The sequence below is a fragment of the Acuticoccus mangrovi genome (genome assembly GCF_016411865.1).
Classification (GTDB): domain Bacteria; phylum Pseudomonadota; class Alphaproteobacteria; order Rhizobiales; family Amorphaceae; genus Acuticoccus; species Acuticoccus mangrovi.
The window spans coordinates 1-16,421 of the sequence record NZ_JAEKJA010000009.1; the positions used below are offsets into that span (position 1 = coordinate 1).

Below are 16,421 nucleotides of genomic sequence, written 5' to 3' on the forward strand. Positions count from 1 at the left end.
TTCAATAGCCGGCATGTCCGGTGAAACGGGGAGCACTCCAGCCGCGGCCGTCGTCGCCCCGCCGCCGCCGATAGACCTCGAGGCATGGGCGGAGCGCAACGTCGTGTTCTCGCCGCAGGAGTCGGAGTTCCACGGGCCGTACAACCCGAACCTGTTCCCGTACTTCACCGAGATCCTGCGCGCGCTGGGGCCGTCCGATCCCTGCCGCATCGTGACGCTCGCGAAGTCGGCGCAGATCGGCGGCACGGTGCTCGCCAACGTCTTCACCCTGTCGGCGCTGGATCTCGACGCGGCCGACGTCCTCTACGTCCACCCGACGACCGACAACGCGCAGCGGTGGTCGAAGCTCAAGCTCGAGCCGATGATGCGGGCGATCCCGCAGCTCGACCGCGCCTTCCCGCGGCGCTCGCGCGACGGCGGCGACGCGGTCCTGATGAAGCGGCGCGTCGACCGACGCGCCTCGCTCCTCATCTCCGGCGCCAACTCGCCGGCCTCGCTGTCCCAGGTCTCCATGCCGCGGCAGTGCCAGGACGACCTGGACAAATGGGAGAACCACCCGACCGCGGGCGACCCGGAGCGGCAGGCCGACACGCGCTCGGCGGCGCGCGAGTTCGCGAAGATCTTCAAGGTGTCGACGCCGCTCCTCGAGCCGGGATCGCGGATCATGCGCAACTTCCGCGATGGGACGCAGGAGGCGTTTCACGTGCCGTGCCCGGACCCCGATTGCGGGCACTATCACGCGCTCGAGCTCGGCAACTTCGTCGCGAGTCTCGAGGCGGGCGCGAGCCCGGAGGAGGCGCACTTCCATTGCCCGGACTGCGGCCAGCCGATCCGCGAGCACCAACGCGCCGAGACGGTGCGGCGTGGGCGGTGGGTTGCGTCGAACCCCGCGGCGGCGAGCCATCATCGCTCATTTCACCTGTGGAGCGCCTACTCGCCGCTCCAGTCCTGGGCGCGGATCGCGCGCGCTTGGCTCGCCTCGCGCGGCGACGCGGGGGCCGAGCAAGTCTTCCTCAACGACGTCGCCGGGCTGCCGTATGAGGCGCTCGGCGAGGCGCCGCCGTGGGAGACGCTCCAGAAGCGTGCCGAGGCGGGGCACAAGCGCGGCGTGGTGCCGGCCGGGTTCGCGGTCCTGACGATCGGCATGGACGTCCAGGGCGACCGCGTGGAGTGGCAGGTGGTCGCGTGGGACCGGCACGCGCGGCGCGCGGTGGTCGAAGTCGGCGTGGTGTCTGGGCATATCTCGGAGCCGGACACCTGGCCGCGGCTCGACGCCGTGGTGCGCTCGGAATGGCGCACCGAGGCAGGCGGGCGCCTTGCGATCGACCTCGCCGCGATCGACGGCAACGCCTACACCGAGGACGTTTGGCAGTGGGCGCAGCGGCACCCGGCGTCGAAGGTCATCATGGTGCGCGGCGTGCCGGGGCCGAACGCGCCGCTCATCGCGCGGGTGAAACGCGAGCGGCGGCCCGACGGCAAGCTCCGGCGCTACTCGGCGCGGTTCTACCACTTCGCCGCGGACAACCTGAAGCTCCGGCTCTACCGCAACCTCGAGAAAGCTGACCCCGCCGAGCGCGGCGCGGCGCTGTTCCCCGCCGGGCTGGACGCGGCGTACTTCCAGCAGCTCACCGCCGAGCGGCGGCAAAAGAAGATCGGGAAGGACGGGTTCGCGCGCTATCAGTGGGTGAAGGCCGAGCACCAGGCGAACGAGATGCTCGACACGATGAACCAGGCCGAGGTGGCGGCGATCAAGTGCAACGTCCACACCGCCGACGAGCGGGAGTGGGACCGGCTCGAGGCTGAGCGGTGCGGCGTACCGGCGGCGGCTCAGGGTGACCTTGAGGACCTGATGGGGCCGATCGCGGAGCAACCGCCGGTGATTGGTCGACCGTATTCCAGTGGGCGCCATCCCGCCGCGATGAGCGAGCGGCGGAGGATGAAAATGTGGTAGCAGAGCTTGGAGAGAAGTCCGTAGCGCTTCGCTGACGACCGTCATCTCGTGCGGTTCAATAAATCGGGAGCCCGGCCGACCAAGGCGGACGCGCCAGCCTTAACCCCACAGTCCGTTAGCACGAGTTCGAGAACGGGAGTTACGGAACGGGCCGAGCGAGGATACCGACGCCGCATCCTTGAGAACTGCCCCGCCGGAATCACGCTACGATCGCTTGGCAGCGAACTGCCTCTCCGACTGTCAGCTACTGACTGTGCCGCTCGATCACCGGAAAGCAAGGGTTCGGAAACAAATGCGTGCCATAAGCGTTTATGGCACGTATCCCTGATATGAGTCTCAGAGGGTACGTGTCACCCCTTGCGAAAGGGCATGGGGACCGCTTAGATTGCGACACGACGGCCTTGGGGCTCCACCCTTCAAGGCCCTAACCTGGAGCTGATTCATGTCCCGTTATCCAGAGGGCTGGTGATACGCAAAATGCCGGGGAGATCTCCCCGGCATTTTACGTTTGAAGTTATCCAAACTTCAGCAGCCGACGGAAAGCTCTTTTCTCATGTAAAGAGTAAAATGCTTTCGCTAGGCTGAGACCTTCTCCATTGCTCACCTGATTAAGCGCTCGCCGGCAACGGTCTAATCCGTCCCTCACACCAGACTCCTCCTGAGAGCACGAAATTAAAACGGCTCCGATCGTATCTTCTACTTGGCTGTTCCAGTCGGTGCCCCCGCTGTTAGCAATTAGATCATGGATGATATCCAGCGCTTCCTGCGCGCACTCTTCGGTGGCCTCGGTAATTATCTCGCCTCCACCGGAGGATTCATCGAATGCTCGATGGAAATAAGCCTCCGACAAAAAATACGCGAGATTAGCCTTCGCTTTTACGGATGATGCGGAAGGACTCTCTGCAGCTATCTTAAGAACTTCCCGCCCCGTAGACAGTGCTTCCTCATATTCGGATAGAGCCATGCATACCAAAGAGCGAAATACTATAGAGTTATTACGTTCATCTGAGCTATGGATTGAATCTATCCAATCGTCTATCAGTTCTATAGCCCAGTCAGTTCGGTCTCCAGATGGTCTAAGCAGGGCATAGACAGCTGCAACCCGACACAAATCTCGAGAAAGGCCCTTAGCGTCAACGTATAGGTCGAATCTTTGAAACAGTTCCATTGTAAGATCGTCAGATAGAGAGACTACAGATAGTCTCTCTTTATTATTTTGTACATATGATAATATATCAATCGCATCTTGATCGCTTGATCTTTTGATACCCATTACTAGCTCTGTGCTAGCAACGTGGCGCCGGGCGGCGTCTAGCTCCCAAGCGTCAGATATTAAGCTCTTCAAAATTTCGCTCTGCTCGTCAAGTATTTGAGCTACAAACGTCAGCTTCTCCATGTATAAACTGAGGCGTCGATCGATTTCTGCTGCAGGCTTATACGTAAGGTCATGAGTTTTCGTTCCCCAGCTCATCGCAAGAAGAGTCTTAATTTGTATTTCGCAGGGAATTTTGTGGAATTTACCCAGACCTACAGCGACTATGTGGAAGGCGCGGTATCCTTTATTTGTTAGTGGATCCCTAAAACTGATTCTGTCTATTCTGAATCGGCTACTCGAGAATTCCTCTTTAAGATAATTGCAGATCTCGTCTGTATCAGACGGGTAGTTGCATACTATAGTAACGCCAGCGATATCGTGAACTTGCTCGGGTGTTGCGGGTGGATTTACGGTCGAAGATTTATTCCATTTGTACAATTTTAAAGCTATTTTCCGGTCTGTTTTAATTGGATTCCTTGGGTCTTTTTCGGCTCTTGAGAAGACTTCGATTACCAAATCATGAAGTCGAGGCGTCTCGAAGGCTCTCTGAAGCTCGGACGTAACCGTTGATTGGAATTCAGTATACAGCTCTCTGCGGGAGCTTCTGCTAAGATATAACTCTACTTTTTCCAGTTCCTTCGCGTAAACTCGTTTCAAGGCAGTGTCCCCCCCCCCCCCCGGGCGCAACGAGACTTTACAGATTATGTCTGCCGCATAACAAATGCGGAATAGATCGAAAAGGTAAGTCCAATGTCAACGTCTATGTGCGGTGCGACCCCATTCGTGGACACCACGAGTCGCCGATCCGCACGACGATCCCGGGCGTGGAGCTGGAAGTTTTCACACCTTTGACCCCTTCCCATTCCCAGGCCTCCTCACCGACGCCGACCCGGAGCCGCACACGCGCGCCCTGAAGGAGCGCCTCGGCGACCTCGGCGAACGGCTCAACGCGTTCCGCAAGGAGCGCCTCGCCACGCACGACGACCTTACCATGACCGGCCTCTACAACCGCCTGGAGCGCCGCCGCGAGGCACTCGCCGGCGGCAAACCGCTCACCGAGGCCGAGCGGGAGGACCACGCCCGCGCCCAGATCGCGCTGCTCGCCGAACTGCATGATGACATCGACCGCGCCACTCTCGCCGCGTACGGCTGGGAGGACCTCGCCGATGCCCTCGTCGGCAAGCCCGGCGGCACCACCCCGTCCACCCACAAGGACGAGGCTCAGGAGGCCGCCGAGGAGGAAATGCTCTCCCGCCTCGTCGCACTCAACGCCGAGCGCGCCAAGGAGGAAGCGCGCGGCTTCGTCCGCTGGCTGCGGCCCGACTACCAGATCCCCAAGCTTGGCCATAAAGTGAAGAAACCGCAGGGTGAACAGATCGAGGTCGAGATGGCCCTCGCCACCGCCTCCGAAGCCCGCCACTGGCCCGACGATGCCCGCGACCAGTTCGCTGCCGTGCGCGATCTCCTCACCGCCGCGCCCGACGCCATGCCTCACGAGGCGATCGCCCGCGCGTTCAAAGGCCGCCTCACCGAAAAGCGCCGCAACCGCGTGAGCGAGGTGCTCGACATCCTCTCCGACCTCGGCCTGGTCCGCGCAGTCCAGCGCGAGGGCGAGACGCTCTATTTCGCACGGCGCTGATCAGGACAGGACGTCTTGCTCGCGACCACGAAGCATAGCCATCCAGCAGGCATTGATGCCAGGGTAGCGCGGTGCCCTCCGCGAAGGGTGCCAAGGATGGCGCCCATTTTTCCTCGCGGTGCAGTCCTTCTGGCCTGAGCCGCGAGGTTAGCTGCCGCCTTGCTTGTAGTGGAAAACTCGGAAGAAAGTGTCATTAATGACACTTTTGGTTCGCTGATGCGCTATTGTCCCACTCGACTAGTGGGGCGGAAATGGTGGCGATTACCCTTCTCCAGGCGAAGGACCAGCTCGACGCGGCGGTCGCCGCGCTGACGCTCGCGCGCCAGGGTAGTTACTCCATCTCCACCGGGACAGGCTCGCGCGCGTCCACGCCGGCGAGCGTCGACTCGATCCTGAAGGACATCGCGTACTGGCGCGCCGAGGTTGAGCGGCTGTCGCCGCGGCGTGGCCCGTCGCGGGTCTACCCAGCGTGAACATCACCGACGCGGTGGACCGCGCCATCGCCTTCATCGCCCCCGGCGCCGGCGCCCGCCGGATCGCCAACCGGCACGTGGCCCGCACCGCCGCCGCGATGCGCGGCGGCCACAAGGGCGCCCGGCGGGACCGCGACGCGACCCGCACGTGGCTTCCCGACGGCGGCTCGCCGACCGCCGACACCCACCCCGACCTTCCGACGCTGCGCGCCCGGTCCCGCGACACCATCCGCAACGACATGATCGCCGGCGGCGCCATCCGCACCGTCAAGACCAACGTCGTCGGCCTCGGCCTGGTGGCGAAGCCGACGGTAGACGCCGAGGTGCTCGGCCTGTCGCCGGAGGAGGCGCAGGCGTGGAACCGCGAGGCCGCGCGCCGCTTCCGCCGGTGGGCCAAGACCGCCGACTTCTACGGCCGCGAGACCTTCGCTGGCCTCCAGGGTCTCGCCTTCCGCGCGGTGCTCGAGTCCGGTGACGTGTTCGTGCTGCGCCGGTTCGATCCGTCCGCGTCGTTCGGGCTGCGCCTCCAGGTCCTCGAGGCGGACCACGTGCGCAACCCGGCGAAGCGCACGGACACCGACCGCGTCCGCGCGGGCGTCCAGCTCGACATTCGCGGCCGGCCCGAAGGGTACTACGTCACCGATCGGCACCCTGGCGACGATGTCCGCGGCGCGGTCGCGCGCTGGCGCTTCGTCCCCCGCGTCGGGCGCGACGGGGCGCCCCTGGTGCTGCACCTGTTCGAGGCGACGCGCCCCGGCCAGATCCGCGGCGTCCCGTTCCTGTCGCCGGTCCTCGAGGCGCTGAAGCAACTCGGCCGGTTCACTGATGCCGAGCTCATGGCCGCGGTCAACTCGGCGATGATCGTCGCGTTCGTCACGACGCAGGGCGACCCCGACAGCGCCGGCGCCGTGCTCGGCTCGCCCGACGGGGCCGGCTTTGCGGCCGGCGTCGACACGTCCGGCTACACGCTCGAGAACGGCCGCGTCGTCGGGCTTCGGCCCGGCGAGACGGTCGACATGAAGGCGCCCGGGCGCCCGAACACCGCGTTCGAGCAGTTCGAGCGGGCAATCCTGCGCGAGATCGGCGTGGCGCTGGAGCTCCCGTTCGAGCTCCTCATCAAGCACTTCGAAGCGTCCTACAGCGCGAGCCGCGCGGCGCTCGAGATGGCTTGGCAGATGTTCCGCGAGCGGCGCGACTGGCTGACCCGTCACCTATGCCAGCCGGTCTACGAGTGGTGGCTCGCCGAGGCCGTCGCGCGTTGCGACCTCGCCGCGCCTGGGTTCTTCGACGACGAGGCGACGCGGGCCGCGTGGTGCGCGGCCGAGTGGATCGGCCCCTCGCGCATGTCGCTGGACCCGCAGAAGGAGGCGGCGGCCGACGCTGCCGACGTCGCGCTTGGCGTGAAGACGCTCGACCAGGTCATCGCCGAGCGCACGGGCGGCACCTTCGAAAGCAAGCACGAGCAGCGGGTGCGCGAGGTCGCGATGCGGATCGCCGCGGGCCTCGAGGCGCCCGTTGCCGCCGCCACTGCGCGGGCGCCTGCGGGCGACCCCGAAAGCGACGACGACGGCGAGGCGCGCGCGAAGGCGCCGGCGCCCGGCCGAAAAAGAGGAGAGGACGAATGACGACGCAACCGCCGACGGCATCCCTTTTCGTGGTCGAGCCGTGCGAGGGCGACAGCGCCTATCTGTTCGCGGCCGACCGCACCCTCGGCGAGGTCGCGGCCGAGCTTGCGATGCGCGAGGGCATCCCCGGTGGCTCACTCCTTGTGAAGCCGCTGGTGCCGACCACGCCGCCGGCGACCAGTGAACCGCGCTCCCGCCTGTCGGTGGTGCGTTCGTGAGCGCGTGGGCGCTCGCCGCCGACCGGCTCGAGCCGTCGGCCTCGCATTCGGTGCGCGCCCGCGTCGAAGCGCGGGCCGAGCGCCGGACTGTCATGGCGGTCGGCGAGCGCCTGTCGTCGTCGGTGATGACCTTTGCCTCGCTAGTCCGCGAGGTCGCGGTCGTCCCGGTGTGGGGCGCGATCCTTAACAAGCGGTCGGTGTTCTTCTGGAGCTATGAGGAGATCGCGGCCGACCTCGCGCTCGCGGTCGCCGATCCGCGCGTGAAGCGCATCGTCCTCGACATCGATTCCCCCGGCGGGATGGTGGAGGGCTGCGCCGACTGCGCCGAGCTCATCGCCGCCGTATCGGCCATCAAGCCCGTCTCGGCGCAGGTGCGCGGCTCGGCGTGCTCGGCCGCCTACTGGATCGCCGCCGCCGCCTCGCCGATCGCGGCGACGCAAGGGTCGATCGTCGGGTCGGTCGGCGCCGTCATCCACTACGTCAACCTCGAGCCACTCCTCGAGAAGATGGGCGCGCGGGTTGTGGAGGTGGTCGCCAAGCAGTCGCCGGCGAAGCGGCTGGACCCGGACAGCGACGAAGGCCGCGCCGAGCTCCAGGCAATCGTTGACGACGCCGGCGAGCGCTTCGTCAACGCGCTGGCGGTCTACCGCGACACGAAGCCGGCGGCGGTGCTCGAGCGGTTCGGGCAGGGCCGGGTCTTCCCGGCGGCCGCCGCGCTCGAGCGGGGGATGATCGACCGTGTGGGCGGGTTCGACCTCGCCGCAGTGCCGCCCGCCGACCCCGCCGAGGACGAGGCCGGCGAAATGCCGGCGGCCGCCATCATCCCCAACGCAACGACGGAGATCCCCGTGGCAACGGAAACCACTGCGTTCGCCTCCCTCACCGAGGCCGAGCTCAACGACCGCCTCGCCGAGGCCGTGACTGCCGCCACTCCGGACATCGTGGCGGGGGCCGCCGCCGCCGAGCGTGCGCGGTGCGAGGCCATCCTCGCCGCCGCCGGCGCCCGCGCTGACCTCGCCGTCGCGTCCATCGCCGCCGGCCACACGCGCGAGCAGGCGTTCGAGGCGTTCCTCTCCGCCGAGCGAGAGGGGCGCGGCCAGCGACTCGCCGCCATCGCAGCGGCCGACGCCGAGGCGGACGTCACCCCTGTGTTCCCGTCCGCCGACGCGCCGGCGCCGGCCGCGGCCGACACGCCGGACGCGTGGGGCGCCGAGTACGACGCCAGCGCGGCGCTCAAGGCCGAGTTCGCCACCCGCGCCCGCTACGTCGCCTTCCGCAAGGCCGAAACCCGCGCCCGTTGATCCCGGCGCCAACCCTCGAGGAGTTCCTCCATGGCAACCTTGGCGGCCAACGAGCCCCGCAACTTCGTCGCCGGCGACGAGACCGAGTTCCCCGTGATCGCGTCGGACATCATCTATGAGGGCGCCGCGGTCGGGGAGAACGCCGCCGGCTATTCGCGCCCGCTGGTCGCAGGCGATCCGTTCCAGGGCTTCGCCGTCGCCAAGGTCGACAACGCGACCGGCGCCGCCGGCGACAAGCGCGTCACCGTCCGCCGGAAGGGCCTCATCCGCCTGACGGTCGCCGGCGCCAGCGCGATCACCGCGAACGATGGCTCGAAGGTCTACGCGGCCGACGACAACACCTTCACGCTGACGGCGGGGTCCAACTCCCTCATCGGAGTGGTGGCGCGTTGGGACGCCTCCACCGACTGCATCGTCCACTTCGACGCGGACGCGGTCGCGCTGCGCTGATCCTCATCCGGGGCGCGCCGTCCCATTCGCGGCCCCGAGGCGGGGCGTCTGACGCCGTAACGGGCGCTCCGCCAAGCCCTCTTCGCCAATCGCTCGAGCAACTGAAAGGCACCCGCCATGGTGGCGCAGTCCAAGGAATACATCACCGACCGCGCGGTGCGCGGCATGTTCTTTCACTCGCTCGAGGACGGGCCGATGGCGTGGGTGTCCCGCGTCGCCGACCGGTTTGAGTCCGACCAGGAGGTGGAGCGCTACGCCTTTCTCGGCGAGGTGCCGCAGATGAAGGAGCGGGCTGGCAATCAGGCCGAGGCCAAGACCCTCACCGAGAATGCCTTTACGATCCGCAACACCGACCACGAGGCGAGCCTCGAGGTGCGGCTTCGCGACATGGAGCGCGACAAGACGGGGCAGATCGACAAGCGCGTCGCCGAGCTCGGCACCCGCGCGCTCGCCTATCCGGCGAAGCTGCTGACCGCGCTCCTCGTCGCCGGTGAGGCGACGGCCATTTACGACGGCCAGTCCTACTTCGACACCGACCACAGCGAAGGTGCGTCGGGGTCGCAGTCCAACGACCTCGCCTTCGACATGGTGTCGACCGCGCCGACCGTGGCCGAGTTCGCGGACGCCGCGCTGGCGTCCGTGGAAGCGATGATGGGCCTCAAGGACGACCAGGGCGAGCCGCTGAACGAGGGCGCTCAGGTGTTCGACCTGATGGTGCCCGTCAAGCTGATGGGCACCGCCAAGAAGGCGCTCGGGATGCCCGTCATCCTGAACGGCGGGCAGGCGGTGACGAACCTCGTCGCCAACATGGAGGGGTTCACCTTCAACCTGGTGGTGAACCCGCGTCTCACCTCGGCGACGAAGTTCTACTCCTTCCGGACGGACGGCGCGCTCAAGCCGCTCATTATCCAGGAGGAGATCCCGCTCGACATCGTCCCGCTCGGGCCGAGCTCCGAATACTGCAAGGTGAACAAGCGGTGCCGCTACACCGCCGAGTGGACCGGCGCGACCGGCTACGGCCGCTGGCAGCACGCGGCGCTCACGACCTTCTCGTAACGGCGTTCGCACCGGCGGCCTCGCCGCCGGTGCCTCGCGGCGCGGTGGCTTCGATCTTCAGCTACCCGCGCCGCGGGTCTCCGGCGGCCGCTGCACCGCCGGGGACCATCGGCAAGGGGCGCCCGGCGCCCTTTCCCGATGGTCCGAACCGAAGGAGGAACGGATGAACGAACTTTGGTTGATGCTCACGGTCGCCACGGCGGCGACGATCGGAGCGGGCGCGGGCGCAGCTGTTGCACTCGGCTTTGCGGCAGGCCGGGTACGCGCGGCGCGCGACGACGCCGCGCGGTGGGAAGCCGTCGCGACGGGGTTCGCACGTCGCCTCGGCGAGGCCGCACGGGCGCGCCGCGTCGCCGCGCTCAAGAGCGAGGCGCGCGAGGCGGCCGATGCCATCAAGCGGCGCGGCGTCGCGAGCTTCTGCCACCCGGCGACCCCAACGGCACTCGATCCCGCCATGCCTTTCGCGCAGCCGGCGCCGTTCGTCGATCCGGCACGCCGCGGTCGGAGCGGCACCGATGCTCGCTGAGAATGCCCGCTTGATGACGACGGGGATGTTCTCCGTCGCCGTGACGTACACGCCAGACGGCGGCGCGCCGCTTGAGATTCGCGGCATCCCCGACACGCACTTCGTGGACGGCGCGGCCGACGACTATGGACCGCTCGCGACCAAGGTCGCCGAGATCACCGTCGCAGACGTTGACCTGCCGGCCGGTGCCGCCGCCGGGGACGCGGTCGCGTTCGGCGGCAACTTCTACGTCGTGCGCGAGCCGCGGCCGGACGGGACCGGCGTGACGCGAATCACCCTCGAGAAGGTGACACCATGACCACCCGCACGATCTATTCCGACCTCGGCGACGAGATGCTCGCGCTCGCCGACCAGACCACGACCGTAATCGACGCTGTGGTGACGAGGCTCGCCGACGGCGAGCGCGAGTTCGCCGACCGCGCCCTCGCCACGGTGCAGCGCCTTCGCGACGAGCGCGCGATGCTCTCCGCCCGCAACGAAGCGATCATGACGGCGCTCCTCGGCGAGGAGCCGCCGGCGATGCTCGGCCTCGGCATCTCGCTCGACGGGCCGCGCTGACGATGCCGCACGTTCGCCAGACGATCCGCGAGGCTGTTGAGACGCGCGTAACGGGGTTGCCGACCACCGGCGCCAACGTGTTCCGCGTGTCGCCGCACGCCGTCGGCAAGCTGCCGGCACTTCGCGTGTCGACGATGGACGAGTCCGTGGCGCGCCACACGATGGGGATCGTCATGCGCACGGTGGGCGTCACCGTCACCGCGTTCGCCAAGTCCGGCGACGACGTGGAGGATGCGCTCGACGCGATCGCGGCCGAGGTCGAAGCGGCGGTGATGGCCGGCGGGACCCTCGGCAGCGTGGCTCTCGACGTGGAGCACACAGGTACGCGCAAGGCGCTCGGTGAGGACGGCGAAGTGCGCAACGGCATCGCGCAGCTGTCGTTCGCTGTGCGCTACCGCACGCCGGAAGGCGCGCCGACGGTTGCGGCGTGACCGTCCCGACGCTGCGTAGGACCGTCGCCCGGGCGACGGCCGTCTACACCAACCGCGGCACCTCACCGGGAGTGCGCGCGGGCATCGCGGCGGCCGAAGCCGCCGGAGTTCCGGTGGAGCATCCCCAATTCGAGGAGGAATGAATGGCGGTCCATGTGGGCAAGTCTGGTGTCGTCAAGAACAGCACCGGCGCGGTCGGCGAAGTCCGGTCGTGGACGATCAACGAGACAGGCGAGACGACGGACGCGACCACGATGGGGTCGGGCAACTGGCGCACCAACGTCGCCACGTTCAATTCGTGGACGGCCGAAATCGAGTGCTTCTACGACGACGCCGACACCGTCCAGGGCGGGTTCACCGTCGGCGCGACCATCGACCTCGCGGTACAGCCGACCGGCTCCACCTCCGGCGAACCGGAATTCTCCGGCGACGCGATCGTGACCGGGTGCAGCACCGCCGGCGCGGTCGACGGCCTGGTGACGGCGAACCTCTCGCTCACCGTTACGGGCGCTCTAGTGAAGGGCACCGTCTCTTAACTCCTCGCGGCGTCCTCGCGCCGGTGCGGCCGGCGGCTCTCTCGCTCTCACTGCAGACAGGCACCTTCCTATGTCCATCCTCGACATCGCGCTCGCGCACTACAAGGCGACCACCGGGACCATCGTTGAGATTCCCGAGTGGACCCCGGCCGGCGAGCCGACCCTTCGCGCGCTCGTGCGCCCGCTCACCATCGCTGAGAAGCGCACCGTCATGAAGCTCCACGAGGGCGACAAGACCGGCGTCGACGCGACGATCAAATGCATCATCCGCGCGACCACCAACGCCGACACCGGCGCGGCGCTGTTCAAGGAGTCCGACCTCCCGGCGATCCGCAACGGGGTTCACCCGGCGATCGTCAACCGGCTCGGCAAGGCGCTCGACGATCTCGACACCGACGGCGCGAAGTCGCTCGCCGACGCGGTGGACGCTGCCGAGGGAAACTGATCGCCGATCCGCAAGCGCAAGCGATGTTCGCGCTCGCGGATCGGTGGGGGCAACCGCTGTCCGTGGTCCTCGGGATGACGACGGCGGAGTTCGTGTGCTGGCTGGCGTGGTGCCGGCTCTCCCGGAAACAGGCAGGGGGCAAGTAGGATGGCCGCCGAGATCCGCCCGCTACGGTTCCTGATCCAGGCGAAGGACAACTCCAGTCCGGCGTTCGCCCGCGTCAAGCAGAACCTCGGCGGCTTGACGCAGATGTGGGACCGCTTCCGCGAGCGCGGGAGGCGGGCGGTCGAAGTCCTCAAGGACTTCGGCCTCTCGCTCGAGGGGCTCAAAACGCCGTTCCAGGCCATGGGCGGCTGGCTCGAACTCTTCGACGGGCAGGCGAAGGCGGTGGCGCAGGTCGAAGCCGCGATCAAGTCCACCGGCGGCGTCGCCGGCCGGACGTCGGAACAGCTCCAGGCGATGGCCTCGGCACTGCAAGGGAAGACGCTGTTCGGCGACGAGCAGATCCTCCAGCGCGTCGTTGCGCCGCTTCTGACCTTCACCAAGATCCACGGAGAGGTGTTCGACCGCGCGACCGCGACCGTGCTCGACTATGCGCAGGCGCTCCGCACGGACCTCCAGTCGGCGGCCATCCAAGTCGGCAAGGCGCTGAACGATCCGATCGCCGGCGTGTCAGCCCTCGGCGAGGCCGGCGTCCAGTTCACCGAGGCGCAGAAGCTCCAGATCAAGGCGCTCGTCGAAGCCGGCAAGATGGCCGAGGCGCAAGGGCTCATCCTCGGCGAGCTCGCGACGCAGTTCGCCGGCTCGGCCATCGCGGCTGCCGAGGCGGGAACAGGCTGGCTGACGCAGCTTCAAAACGCGTGGGGCGACTTCGGCGAGGGGGTCGGTGGCATTCTGAACGACACGCTCAAGCCGATGGCTCCGGCGCTCCAGGACATGGTGACGTACCTCACCAACATGGACCCGGCGGTGCAACGCGCCGTCGTCGTCTTCACCGCGATGTACGCCATCGTCGTCCCGCTCCTCGGCGCGCTGGCGCTTCTGGTGACGGCCATCGGCATCATCGGCGGACCCGTGACGATCGCCATCGCCGCCATCGCGGGCCTCGTCGCCGCCTACGTCGCCTTCAAGGAGGACGTGGACGCGGTTCTCGGTGCAGTGCGTGACGCGGTCGTGCTGTTCGCGACGGACATGCCGAAGGCGCTCGAGGCCGTTGCCGCGGAAGTCGATCGCATCGGCGCCATGATCGCCGGCGCTCTCGACCGCTGGCTTCGCCAGCGCGTCGGAAACGTCCTCGCGGACAACGTCAAGATGCTGTGGGGCTATCTGCAACAGCTTCGCGAGTGGCGGTGGCAGGTGCTCTCGACCATCGGCGATGCGGCATCCGACGTTCTGTCCGGGCCGGATGTTATCCACGTCCGCGACCAGTTCACCGGCCGCGTGGACGAAGCGTTCTGGCTGATGCAGGAGTCCGCGACCGGCGCCGGCGGCGCGACCGAAAAGCAGATCACCGCCTCGTTCCAGCGCATGGCGGCCGCAGCGACCGAGGCGGCGGCGGCAACCGCCGCGAACGTCACAAGCCGTTACGACGAACTCGCGAAGGGCAGCGCCGGCGCGACCGGCGGGGCGAAGGCCGCCGCGCTCAAGGACTTCGAAGACCTCAAGGACAAGCTGCCGAAGCTATCGAAGGACGCCACCGACAAGGTCAAGGAGTCCTGGCTCGATTTTAGCCGAGTGACGTCCGGGGCGCTGTCGGAACTGTTCGACATCTCCAGCGCGCAGACCTTCGCCGAGCGCATAGTGAGCGTGTTCAACCGGATGGCCGACCGGATCATGGACCAGGCCCTCAAGCCGCTCGAGGACGCGATCGGAAGCGCCCTCAACAGCGCCTTCGCGCCGTCCGGCACCTCCGGCGGCGGCCTGTTCAGCGGCCTCCTCGGCTCGCTCGGCCTCGGCAACCTGATGGGTGGCGGCAGCGGTGCGGCGCCGATCCCGAAGCCGAAGCCTGCGTTTGCGTCGGGTGGCTCGTTCACCGTCGGCGGCGCCGGCGGCATCGATAGCCAAGTGGTCGCCTTCCGCGCGACGCCGGGCGAGCGGGTCGACGTGCGCACGCCGGGGCAGGCGGCCGAGTCCGGCGTGCTCCACGTCCACTTCCACGGCGTCAGCGACGCGGGCTCGTTCAAGCGCAACGAGGCGCAGATCACCGCCGACCTGTCGCGGGCGGTGGCGCGCGGGCGACGGAGCCTCTGATGGCGTTCCACGACGTCCTCCTCCCGCCGCATATCCTAGCCGGCTACCGCCGCACGGTGCAGCGCCGTACCGAGGTCACAGAGCTCGCCGGTGGCAGCGAGGAGCGCAACGCGCGATGGGCCGCGAGCCGCCGCCGCTTTCAGATCGGCTATGGCGTCCGCGATCACGACGCGCTCGCCGACCTCATCGCGTTCTATGAGGACAGACTCGGCCCGCTGCACACTTTCCGGTTCCGCGATTGGGCGGACCGCAAGTCGTGCGCCCCCACCGCGACGCCTGCCGCGACGGACGTCGCGATCGGGACCGGCGACGGGTCGACGACGACGTTCCAGTTGGTCAAGCGTTACGGCAGCGTGTCGCCGTTCGTGCGCACCATCACCAAGCCGGTTTCGGGCACGGTGCTCGTCGCGCTCGCCGGCGTGGCGCAGGCGTCGGGATGGTCGGTCGACCTCACCACCGGCGTCATCACCTTCACGATGGCGCCGGCGAACGGCGTCGCGGTCCGGGCAGGCTACGAGTTCGATTGCGAGGTGCGGTTCGAGGCCGACGACATCGGGGCCGACGTCCTCCACGACACGCTGGGCAGCGTCCCCGACATTACCCTCCTCGAGGTGCGGCCGTGATCCGCCCGTCGGCCGTCTGCATCATTGCCGTCGCCGCGATCGTGCCCGACCTCATCGCCGGCCGTGCCGGCCTGCCGGCGATCCTTCTTGCCGCCGTCCTGCCGCTGGAGCGCCGCCCATGAGGACCCTTCCGACCGGGATGCAAGCGCATCTCGACACCGGGACGACCACGCTCGCCTGGTGTTGGCGCGTCGTCGCGCAGGACGGCGCTGTTCTCGGCTTTACCGATCACGACCGCGACCTCGCGTTCGACGGCACGACGTATCGCGCCGAGACCGGCTTCACGGGCTCGGCGCTCACGGCCGAGCTCGGCCTCGCGGTCGGCAACCTTACGGCCGACGGGGCGCTCCAGGCCGACGCGCTGACCGAGGCGGACATTATCGCCGGCAAGTGGGACGACGCGGATATCAAGATCTGGCTCGTCAACTGGCAGGACGTCGGCCAACGCGTCCTCATGACGTCGGGCAGCCTCGGCGAAGTGGAGCGCGCCGACAACGCTTTCTCCGCCGAGGTGCGCGGCCTCGCGCACCGCTGGCAACAGAAGCGAGGGCGGGTGTACGGCGCGACATGCGATGCGACACTCGGCGATGCGCGGTGCGGCGTCGATCTCTCGGCGTCTGCGAACCGTGGCACGGGCACCGTTTCCGGCGCGTCCGGCATGGTCTTCGAGGCGAGCGGGCTGTCCGGCTTCGCGGGCGCGTGGTTCGCGCGCGGCCTCCTCACCTTCACCTCCGGGGCGGCGACCGGGCGCGGCTTCAAGGTGGTGGCGTTCAGCGCCGGCGCGACGGCGACGGTCGTCCTCCAGGAGTCGCCGGTCCATCCGATCGCAGTCGGCGACACCTTCGCCGTCACCGCCGGGTGCGACAAGCGGTTCGAGACGTGCCGGACGAAGTTCGCCAACGGCATCAACTTCCGCGGCTTCCCGCACATGCCCGGCGACGGCTATGCCGTCCTCTACCCGGACTCGGAAGCCGAGAACACGGGGACCTCGCGCTATGGTCAGTTCTGAGGCGCCCCCGCAATA

20 protein-coding genes are annotated in these 16,421 nt (G+C 67.7%); 19 read left to right on the forward strand and 1 reads right to left on the reverse strand.

What is annotated here, in order from left to right; genetic code table 11:
- Nucleotides 1-1,951 (forward strand): phage terminase large subunit family protein (locus JCR33_RS11820; RefSeq protein ID WP_332461171.1); only part of this gene is annotated, 1,951 nt, incomplete at its 5' end.
- A 514-nt stretch (nt 1,952-2,465) separates the two neighbouring features.
- Here JCR33_RS11820 and JCR33_RS11825 read toward each other — a convergent pair.
- Nucleotides 2,466-3,923 carry a RelA/SpoT domain-containing protein gene (locus JCR33_RS11825; protein ID WP_198882291.1) on the reverse strand — a complete coding sequence of 486 codons (1,458 nt, stop codon included), beginning with the start codon at nt 3,921-3,923 and terminating at the stop codon, nt 2,466-2,468.
- A gap of 112 nt (nt 3,924-4,035) precedes the next feature.
- Between JCR33_RS11825 and JCR33_RS11830 the strand changes: the two genes are divergently transcribed.
- The 18 genes from JCR33_RS11830 to JCR33_RS11910 all read left to right on the forward strand — a co-directional run bounded on the left by JCR33_RS11830 (nt 4,036) and on the right by JCR33_RS11910 (nt 16,406).
- The gene (locus JCR33_RS11830) at nt 4,036-4,905 is read left to right on the forward strand and encodes a hypothetical protein (protein WP_198882292.1); all 870 of its coding nucleotides are present in this window, start codon (nt 4,036-4,038) and stop codon (nt 4,903-4,905) included.
- A gap of 251 nt (nt 4,906-5,156) precedes the next feature.
- The gene (locus JCR33_RS11835; protein ID WP_211110252.1) at nt 5,157-5,378 is read left to right on the forward strand and encodes a DUF6148 family protein; all 222 of its coding nucleotides are present in this window, start codon (nt 5,157-5,159) and stop codon (nt 5,376-5,378) included.
- Complete coding sequence (locus JCR33_RS11840; RefSeq protein ID WP_198882294.1) at nt 5,375-7,003, forward strand: phage portal protein; 1,629 nt, start codon at nt 5,375-5,377, stop codon at nt 7,001-7,003. Before JCR33_RS11835 ends, JCR33_RS11840 begins: the two co-directional genes overlap by 4 nt.
- Nucleotides 7,000-7,221: a hypothetical protein gene (locus JCR33_RS11845; RefSeq protein ID WP_198882295.1), complete on the forward strand. Its 222-nt coding sequence runs from the start codon at nt 7,000-7,002 to the stop codon at nt 7,219-7,221. The genes JCR33_RS11840 and JCR33_RS11845 overlap by 4 nt, the downstream gene beginning before the upstream one ends.
- Nucleotides 7,218-8,522, forward strand: coding sequence for a S49 family peptidase (locus JCR33_RS11850; protein ID WP_198882296.1), 1,305 nt, complete (start codon nt 7,218-7,220; stop codon nt 8,520-8,522). The genes JCR33_RS11845 and JCR33_RS11850 overlap by 4 nt, the downstream gene beginning before the upstream one ends.
- A 30-nt stretch (nt 8,523-8,552) precedes the next feature.
- On the forward strand, nt 8,553-8,972 hold the full coding sequence (locus tag JCR33_RS11855; protein ID WP_198882297.1) for a capsid cement protein: 420 nt from the start codon (nt 8,553-8,555) through the stop codon (nt 8,970-8,972).
- 117 nt (nt 8,973-9,089) lie between these two features.
- Nucleotides 9,090-10,028 carry a Mu-like prophage major head subunit gpT family protein gene (locus JCR33_RS11860; RefSeq protein ID WP_198882298.1) on the forward strand — a complete coding sequence of 313 codons (939 nt, stop codon included), beginning with the start codon at nt 9,090-9,092 and terminating at the stop codon, nt 10,026-10,028.
- Nucleotides 10,029-10,191: 163 nt separating this feature from the next.
- Nucleotides 10,192-10,554: a hypothetical protein gene (locus JCR33_RS11865; RefSeq protein WP_198882299.1), complete on the forward strand. Its 363-nt coding sequence runs from the start codon at nt 10,192-10,194 to the stop codon at nt 10,552-10,554.
- Complete coding sequence (locus JCR33_RS11870; RefSeq protein WP_198882300.1) at nt 10,544-10,852, forward strand: head-tail joining protein; 309 nt, start codon at nt 10,544-10,546, stop codon at nt 10,850-10,852. Before JCR33_RS11865 ends, JCR33_RS11870 begins: the two co-directional genes overlap by 11 nt.
- Entirely contained in the window at nt 10,849-11,112 is a 264-nt protein-coding gene (locus JCR33_RS11875; RefSeq protein WP_198882301.1) for a hypothetical protein, read from the forward strand. Before JCR33_RS11870 ends, JCR33_RS11875 begins: the two co-directional genes overlap by 4 nt.
- Before the next feature lie 2 nt (nt 11,113-11,114).
- Entirely contained in the window at nt 11,115-11,543 is a 429-nt protein-coding gene (locus JCR33_RS11880; RefSeq protein ID WP_198882302.1) for a hypothetical protein, read from the forward strand.
- Nucleotides 11,540-11,686, forward strand: coding sequence for a hypothetical protein (locus tag JCR33_RS11885; protein WP_198882303.1), 147 nt, complete (start codon nt 11,540-11,542; stop codon nt 11,684-11,686). The genes JCR33_RS11880 and JCR33_RS11885 overlap by 4 nt, the downstream gene beginning before the upstream one ends.
- Entirely contained in the window at nt 11,687-12,079 is a 393-nt protein-coding gene (locus tag JCR33_RS11890) for a phage tail tube protein (RefSeq protein ID WP_198882304.1), read from the forward strand.
- A gap of 70 nt (nt 12,080-12,149) precedes the next feature.
- Entirely contained in the window at nt 12,150-12,524 is a 375-nt protein-coding gene (locus JCR33_RS11895; protein WP_198882305.1) for a hypothetical protein, read from the forward strand.
- Nucleotides 12,525-12,671: 147 nt separating this feature from the next.
- Nucleotides 12,672-14,774 (forward strand): phage tail length tape measure family protein, encoded by a 2,103-nt coding sequence (locus JCR33_RS11900; RefSeq protein WP_198882306.1) that lies wholly within the window; start codon nt 12,672-12,674, stop codon nt 14,772-14,774.
- Nucleotides 14,774-15,397: a DUF2460 domain-containing protein gene (locus JCR33_RS11905; protein WP_198882307.1), complete on the forward strand. Its 624-nt coding sequence runs from the start codon at nt 14,774-14,776 to the stop codon at nt 15,395-15,397. The genes JCR33_RS11900 and JCR33_RS11905 overlap by 1 nt, the downstream gene beginning before the upstream one ends.
- Nucleotides 15,394-15,519, forward strand: a complete 126-nt coding sequence (locus JCR33_RS25320; protein ID WP_269751182.1) for a hypothetical protein — start codon at nt 15,394-15,396, stop codon at nt 15,517-15,519. The genes JCR33_RS11905 and JCR33_RS25320 overlap by 4 nt, the downstream gene beginning before the upstream one ends.
- Nucleotides 15,516-16,406 (forward strand): DUF2163 domain-containing protein, encoded by an 891-nt coding sequence (locus tag JCR33_RS11910; RefSeq protein WP_198882308.1) that lies wholly within the window; start codon nt 15,516-15,518, stop codon nt 16,404-16,406. Before JCR33_RS25320 ends, JCR33_RS11910 begins: the two co-directional genes overlap by 4 nt.
- The last annotated feature ends 15 nt before the right edge of the window (nt 16,407-16,421 follow it).